We start from the raw sequence: 7,285 nt of genomic DNA on the forward strand, positions 1-7,285 counted from the left end.
GAGCGCTGGGCCGCCTGGGGGCGGGAGTACTTCGGGGGCTCCTGGTACGGCGCCCCCTTTCTGTGGGCGGAGAACTACTTCTACCGCAGTCCCGCCCCGGCCGGCACGGATCAGATCCGTAGGCTGCCCGGATGAGCGAACCCATGGACTTCGGGGCCCTTCTGGGGCGGCTGATGGAGTGCAGGCGGCTGGACGCCACCGCACTGGGCCAGGCGTCGGGACTCACCGGAAGTGAACTGGCCGGTGTACTGGAAGGCGTTGCGCCCAGCTCGTCCGCGCTGCGGAGGCTCGCGCCCGCGCTGGGGCTGCATGAGGCGGATCTCTTCGTGATCGCCGGAGCCGACCTCCCGGACGACCTCGCACCGGTGGACACGCGAGCCGGATCGCAGGTGGCCCCGCTGATACGCATAGCGACCGCCCTACGGCCGGAACACCGCGAAGCTCTCGGGAACTTCGTGGCGTCGATGCCCCAAAAGCGGCGGGCCCTCCCCGTCCCGGCCTCGCCGCCGCCCTTCGAGCAGTACCCGGACACACCCGGGGCGCTGCTCATGCGGCTGGCGCGGAACCGCAATCTCGGGTGGACCGCCACCGCGCAGACCTTCCTCGTGGCCACGGGACGCTACTGGTCTGCCGCCACCTACGGAGGAGTCGGGCGCGGGACCGTCCCGCTCACCCCTGAACTCCTCGCGGACTTCGGTGTCGTTCTCGACGTCTCCGTCGAAGATCTGGCGGCGTTGACCGGCATCACCCCTGCCGCCCCCCGGTCGGCCGGGCGCCGTCCCGGCGGAGTGGCCGGACTCATCTGGGGCGTACGGCGGCTCACCGAAGCGCAGTTGGACAGGATCGTCGAGCACGCGGAGTCCTTGCGCGTCTGAGCCCGGCCCGTCACGCCCCGGAGACTCGCCAACACCCGCCGCATGACCGGACATCGGCCTGCCGCCGGTCGCCTCACCGGGCGCCAGGAATCCGCCCCCCGGTGGGTCGGCGGACTCCTCAAAAGGACCGGTAGACAGAACTGACCCCCCTCCCTCCCCTCCTTGTCATCACCCGTGCGGGTGACTTGGTTGCTCTGGGGCAGTTCGGGCGGTTACGTTCAGCGCAACGACTTCATACACAGAGCGACCCCCGGGCGGGACGGCAATCCCAGCCGGGGGTCTGACCACTCCGGAAGGATCCAACTTCCCCATGGCTGCAACCGACTTTATCGCGCCTCCGCGCGCCCACTCAGGGCCCGCACACCCACCCTCCGGGGTGACCCATGTCCGCACGCGGCTGACCTCCGACTTCACGATCCTGCACAACGCGCTGGCCCAACGCCGGGGCAGCGCGGTCGCGGTGGGCGTCGGCGCGTACATCCTGTCGCTGCCGGACGGCGCCCCCGTGACCGTCGACGCCCTCTGCGCGCACTTCGACGAGGGCCGGATCACCCTCTCCCGCGCCCTGCGGGAGCTGGAGCACGCCGGGTATCTGGTCCGCCGGAAGGAGCGCTGGGCCGGGGGCATCATCCGTACCCGCACCTTCTTCCGTACGGTCCCGGGGCTGCGACTGCCGGAGTCGGAGGCGCCCAACCGGGTGCCGCCCGCACCGGTGTTGTCCGCACCGCTGTTGCAAGCGCCGGTGTTGCAGGCGCCCGTGCCGCCCGCCCCTGCGCCGCCGACGCCGGTGCCGCCCGCGCCGGCCCCTCCCGCGCCGGTGTTGCCCGCGCCCCGCCTGCCCGCGCCCCGCCCTGAGGAGCGGGCCGCCCCGCTCCCCGACACGCCCCCCGAAGCGGCCCCGGACCCGGACCCGGAGGAGGGCGCCGACACCCCCGCTCCCCTCACTCAGCCGGACGAGGCCGACACCGAGAACGACTCCCCCCTCGGTATCACCGGTGTCGACCCGCAGGCGGTGGTGATCCTCGCCTCGCTGCGTATCGTCGATTCCCGGCTGATCCTGTCCCGGCGCGAAGTCAGCAAGCTGGCGCCCGCCGTCGCCGACTGGCTCGCCCAGGGGGTGGATGCCGAGACGATCACCCACACCCTGACCGCAGCGCTGCCGACCCCCCTCCGGGCCCGCCCGGCCCGCATCCTCGCCTACCGCCTCCGCGACCGGCCCATGCCGCTTCCGGTGTCGTCGCGCGCCAACCGGGCCGACCCGACAGAGGATCTGAGCACACCTTTCGACGCACCATCGCCGGTGGTGCAGCTTCCCTGGCAGACCTGTGACGGCGGCTGCGAGCGCGCGTTCCGCGCGGCCGGACCGGGCTCGTGTCAGAACTGCGCCGAGCCCGGCGGCCAAGTGCCCGAGCAAGCGGCGGACGCCGCCACGGGCTCGATCGCCTCGATGCGTACCGCTCTGCGCGAGAGCAAGGAAGCACGGGCCGCCACCCCCGCCAAACGCCCGAGGTTCTCGGCCCGCAAGCAACCCTGGGCGCGAGCCGCCTCACCCGCCTGAGCGGGTCGCCTCAACGCCCGGGCGCAGTCGCCTCTCCCCCTCAGCCCTCCCGAGTCGGCGGGTTCGGCGTACGCCCCGTGAGGGCGGCGAGGGAGTTGCGCACGTGGGTCATGCGGGCGTGCAACTCCTCGCGGGCGACCTCGTGTTCGCGCAGTATGCGTTCGGTCTCGCGGACCACCCGTTCCTCGCGGACCCGAGCCTCGGCGAAGAGTTCGGAGGCCCGGTCCCCCGCGTCCTCCTGGCGGTGGCGTGCGGCCTCCTCGGCCTCCGTGCGCCCGCGCCACGCCGCCGCGAGGACGGCCTCCGCGCGACCCATCAATTCGTCATGACGGGTCGTCACTTCAGTTTCGCGGGCGAGGACTTCAGCCTCGGAAGCCTTGTGGCGCTCGGCGTGTTCCTGCTCCTGGTGCGCGAGGACGCTCGACGTGCGGGCACGGGTCTGGGCCATCAGCTCCTCGCCCTTCGCCCGGATCCCGGCGGCGTCCTCGCCCGCCAGCGCCAGGGTCTCCGCCGCGACCCGGCGGGCCTCGGCGAGGATGCTCGTCGCGTCCTCCTCGGCCTGGGTCCGCACCTTCTCGGAGTACGCGCGTCCCGCGTCCCGTGCCCCGCGTCCGGCGGTCTCGGCGGCGTCGCGGAGCGCCTGCGCGGCCTCCTGGGCGGCGGCGCCGGACTCGGCCACCTCCTCCTCGGTGAGGGCCAGTATCGACCGGGCGCGCTCGCTCAGCTCCTGGTACGTCTGCGGGGCGAGGCCCGCGACCTGCTCGGTCAGCCGCGCCGACTCGGCCGTCAGCTGCTCCACGAGGGCGGACAGCCGGGACAGCTGGTCCAGGGCCGCGTCCCGCTCGGCCGAGAGTGCGGCGACGAAACGATCCACCTGCTCCGGGCGGTAACCACGTCCTCGTCCCCCCACGAAGCCATGTCCGGACACCGGTGCAGCACTCATCCCTGAAGCCCTCTCTTCCGCACGCCGCCATCGATCCTGAGGTCAAGGATGCGGCAATTGGGCCGGAAGTCGGAATCGATCAGCCGCTTTCCGGACGGAAGCGACCGGCGTCACAGCCCGGCGGCGTCCGCGAACGCCCACCGCAAACACCCCCAGGAATACCCGGCCGAAGCAGGCCGGACACGCGAAGACGCCCACCCCTTCGAACAGAAGAACAAAGGGTTGGGCGTCTCAGCGTGTGACGTTTCCGGCGGTCTCGCGCGACGGAGGGATCAGATCAAGCCATCCCACATCTGCTCCAGCAGCACCGACCACCAGCTCTCCGGCGACGCCAGCGCCGCCGGGTCCAGGGCGGCCAGCTGCGCCTGGAAATCGACGGTCCAGCGGCCGGCCTGCTCCGGGTTCAGCCCGTACCGCAGCCGCCACATCCGCCCCAGCAGGGCCATGGACCGGACGAACTCCGGCAGCCCCGTGTTGACGAACTGCGGCAGCACCGACTGCCCGCCCGGACCGGCCTCCACCGGCACGGCCACGATGTTCGCCGTGCCGTACTGGACGCAGATCGCCCGGCCGAAGTCCGTACCCATCACCAGGTACGCCCCCGCGTCCGGCGCGGGCCGCACCTGGCGCTGCGCGGCCAGCTCGGCAAGGGTCGGCACGACCGGCTGACCGGGCTGGGCCCAGAAGAACGGCCCGAAATCGGCGGGCAGCCCCGCCCAGACCAGGGTCCGGCCCACCGTTTCCGGTACGCCCTGCCGGGACACGGCCCGCTCGTCGAACCGGAGCACACCCTGCGGGCCGAACGCCTGGAGCAGCTCCTCGGCCACCCCTTCCGGCCCGACCGGCGGCGCGGGCTGCACCGGCGGCAGCGGCGCCCGCACCGGGGCGGGCCGCGCCGGTCCGTCCGCGACCTGGTGCAGCTCACCCTGATGGGTGAGGAGGTGCCGCATGCCCTGCTGACGGCTCGCGTGGTCGGTGCCGTACGGGGCGACGCTGGTGATCCGCACCTGCGGCCACATCTCGCGGATCATCCGGGCGCAGTAGCCACCGGGCAGCTCGCAGGACTCCAGCTCGGTGTGGAGTTCGATGACCTGCTGCGGCGGCACGTTCATGCCGCGCAGCTCGTAGAGCATCTGCCACTCCGGGTGCGGGGTGCCCGGCGCCGAACGGCGGATGAGCTGCTGCTCGCTGCCGTCGGGCGCGCGGTACCGCAGCACCGCCTGGTAGCCGGGGCCCACGGTCGGCGGCTGGGCGGGCTGCTGCGGATAGCCGTACGCGGGCGGCGGCGGGGGTACGGCCCCGGGACCGGGCACGCCGGGCGGCGGCCCGGGCGGGCCGACGGGGGCGCCGATCGGGGGCGCGGCGAACACCGTCTCCGCGTGGTGCACGTCGCCGCGCGGCCCGGGCGGACCGGGAGGCGCCGGAACCCCGGGCGGCGCGGGCGGCGCAGGCGGACCGGGCGGCGCAGGCGAGGCAGGCGGCTGAGGCACACCAGGAGCACCGGGCACCCCAGGAGCACCGGGCGGACCGGGAACCCCCGGAGCGCCGCCCAGGCCGACCGCGGGGGCCAGCTGTGTCGGTACGTAACCGGCGGCGGGCACACCGGGCGCGCCCGGGCCCGAGGGCGGCGGGACCGCGCCGGGGCGTGCGCCCGGGATGCCCGGGGCGCTGGGCGGCGGCGGTACGGAACCGGGGCGCGGGCCGCGCGGCGGAACGGGGGCCTTGCTGGTCGCGGCGTTCGCGATGTCCTCGGCCCCCGGAGGGACGCCCGGCACCCGCCTGGGTGCCCCGCCCGACATCAGCGCGGTCGGGGCGTCGGCGGAAACGACCGGCGTGGGCGCGCCCTCGTCGTCGGCGCCCGAGAGCGGCGGCGCGAACACGGTGGCGGGCAGCGGGACCGCCGCGTCGTCCGAGTCGCGGTTGGTGTCCGTACCCGCCCACGGCGTGGCACCGTCCGGCACGGGTGCGGCGACCGGGGAGCCCTTCGCGGGAACCCCGTCCGAGGCGGTCGGCTCGTGGTCCGCCGGCTGCTGCCGGGCGGGCCACGGCGTCGCCCCGGAGTCCTGCGCGTGCGAGGTCGCGACGGAGGGCGCGGGCGGGCCGACGGGAGCGGCCGGAGCGGCGGGCGCCACCGGGACCGCGTCGTTCACCGCATCGCTCACCGCGTCGTTCACCGCACCCGGCCCGCCCGCCTGCGCGGGCACCGCTCCGGCGCCGCCGGAACCGTCCGGAACCGCGTCGGACGGCTCACGCCGGTGGTCCGGGATGCCCAGCTTGTCGGCCGCTTCCTGGAGCCACTCCGGCGGCGTCAGCAGGAAGGACGTCTGGTTCAGGTCGATGCGCGCGGGCGGCCGGGGTGCGGGCACCTCGTCCTCCGGGGAGCCGTACTCCTCCTCGTAACGCCGTATCACCTCGCCCACCGGCAGTCCCGGCCACAGCGTGGCCTCGCCGCTGTCGCGGGCGATGACCAGGCGCTGGCGGCCACCGTCCGAGACGGGGCCCTCCGGGCGGTCCTCCGCCCATGCCACGAAGCCCCGTTCGAACTCGCGGACCCGCACCTCCCGGTGCTGGTAGCCGGGGACGTCACCGTTGACCCACTCGTCGGCCCGCTCCTGCGCCTGTGCGAACGTCACCATCGCGCTCACCCCTCCACCGGGACGGCACGCGCGAAGCCGCCGTCCACCATCAGGTTGGCCACCGTGTCCAGCTCCTGCGGGCTGCCCGCGAGCCGTTCGAGGAACGCGTCGAAGTCCGCGCCGCACTGCACCATCAGCCGGTCGGAACGCTCCTGCACCGTCATCTCGTTCCGGTCGCGCGCGTCGTCGTACGCGCAGAACCAGACCGAACCGATGCCGCCACCCTTCACCTTCACCGCCAGCAGACCGCCCTGGACGAACGCGATGCCCAGGAAGTCCTTGGTGAAGTGGTCCCGCAGGCACTTGTTGACGTAGACGAGGTCGTTGACCGCCGCCTCCTCGCGCACCGTGAAGAACGGCTGGTCCACCAGCAGCCCCAGCTCGGGGTCGAGCGCGGTGCCCACCGGGGCGGAACCGCCCGCCGCCTTCAGGAACGAGCGGTACGCGCCCGGCAGCCGGTAACCCAAGTCCTCCTCGGCGCCCAGGATCTGCGTCTCGGACACCGCGACGGCACCCTTGGGCAGCCGGAAATGCGCGGGCTTGGTGCCCTGCAACGGCCGGGTGCCGCGCCGCTCGTGGTCCACCGGGGTCGTCGACAGTCCGGCGTGGTGGCGCAACAACGCCTTCACGTCGACCGGTACCAGCTCCATCCGCCGGCCGCCCGACACGTGGTGCCAGGTCCAGCCGTGCGGGGTCGCCACCGCCGGGATCGTGTCCCACAGCTCATGACCGGTCGCCGCCAGCGCGGCGTTGGCCGACACGTAGTCCGTGAGCCGGAGTTCGTCGATGCCGAAACCCTCCGGCGGATCGGCGATCTCCGCAGCCGCGCGCGCGTACGGGGAGAAGTCCGGATGACCGTTCGCGTCGATCCGTACGCCCCTCGGGTGGCGCGACGCCCGGACCGGGTCCGGGAAGTGCACGACCTGCCCGGCGTAGGCCGCGTTCGGTGGCGCGGCTTGCTGCCCGAGCCGACCTGTCGTCATGGCGGTTGCCCCCTGCTGCGTCCGGTGTTCCGCACAGCCTATGCGGTGGCGCAACAGGCAGGACCGCCCCTTCGCGGCCGTCACCGACCGTCACACCGAGGTGACGGAAGAGCGACGGTTGGGCGGCTTTGAGCGACACGCTGCACCCAATACCGCCCCAGCTTCCCCACCGTCCGACACATTTGGCAGGCTGTCCCCCGCAACTCGGGGGATTGCACGGGAGGAAATCGACGCCATGCACGACGTACACACAGTCACTTCCGGGGACCCGCGTCTCAGCTGGAGCACCA

Annotated in this window: 5 protein-coding genes; 2 read left to right on the top strand and 3 right to left on the bottom strand. The window is 73.7% G+C overall.

What is annotated here, in order from left to right:
• The first annotated feature begins 131 nt into the window (after positions 1-131).
• Entirely contained in the window at positions 132-875 is a 744-nt protein-coding gene (locus tag ACWD3D_RS30900; protein ID WP_451464053.1) for a helix-turn-helix domain-containing protein, read from the top strand.
• A 310-nt stretch (positions 876-1,185) separates the two neighbouring features.
• Positions 1,186-2,433, top strand: a complete 1,248-nt coding sequence (locus ACWD3D_RS30905; protein WP_451464054.1) for a hypothetical protein — start codon at positions 1,186-1,188, stop codon at positions 2,431-2,433.
• 40 nt (positions 2,434-2,473) lie between these two features.
• Here the strand turns inward: ACWD3D_RS30905 and ACWD3D_RS30910 are convergent, their stop codons facing one another.
• From ACWD3D_RS30910 to ACWD3D_RS30920, 3 genes are all read right to left on the bottom strand, one after another.
• A complete protein-coding gene (locus ACWD3D_RS30910; RefSeq protein ID WP_451464055.1) occupies positions 2,474-3,376 on the bottom strand; it encodes a cellulose-binding protein in 903 nt (300 codons plus the stop codon).
• Between the two features lie 272 nt (positions 3,377-3,648).
• On the bottom strand, positions 3,649-6,012 hold the full coding sequence (locus tag ACWD3D_RS30915) for an SUKH-4 family immunity protein (protein WP_451464056.1): 2,364 nt from the start codon (positions 6,010-6,012) through the stop codon (positions 3,649-3,651).
• 5 nt (positions 6,013-6,017) lie between these two features.
• Positions 6,018-6,995 carry an SMI1/KNR4 family protein gene (locus tag ACWD3D_RS30920; RefSeq protein WP_451464057.1) on the bottom strand — a complete coding sequence of 326 codons (978 nt, stop codon included), beginning with the start codon at positions 6,993-6,995 and terminating at the stop codon, positions 6,018-6,020.
• Positions 6,996-7,285: the final 290 nt, after the last annotated feature.

It is taken from the genome of Streptomyces sp. NPDC002690, from assembly GCF_053592415.1.

Bases quoted from the DNA above. Each gene is read 5' to 3' on its own strand.
- ACWD3D_RS30900 (WP_451464053.1), top strand. From the start codon at position 132: ATGAGCGAACCCATGGACTTCGGGGCCCTTCTGGGGCGGCTGATGGAG.
- ACWD3D_RS30905 (WP_451464054.1), top strand. From the start codon at position 1,186: ATGGCTGCAACCGACTTTATCGCGCCTCCGCGCGCCCACTCAGGGCCC.
- ACWD3D_RS30910 (WP_451464055.1), bottom strand. From the start codon at position 3,376: ATGAGTGCTGCACCGGTGTCCGGACATGGCTTCGTGGGGGGACGAGGA.
- ACWD3D_RS30915 (WP_451464056.1), bottom strand. From the start codon at position 6,012: ATGGTGACGTTCGCACAGGCGCAGGAGCGGGCCGACGAGTGGGTCAAC.
- ACWD3D_RS30920 (WP_451464057.1), bottom strand. From the start codon at position 6,995: ATGACGACAGGTCGGCTCGGGCAGCAAGCCGCGCCACCGAACGCGGCC.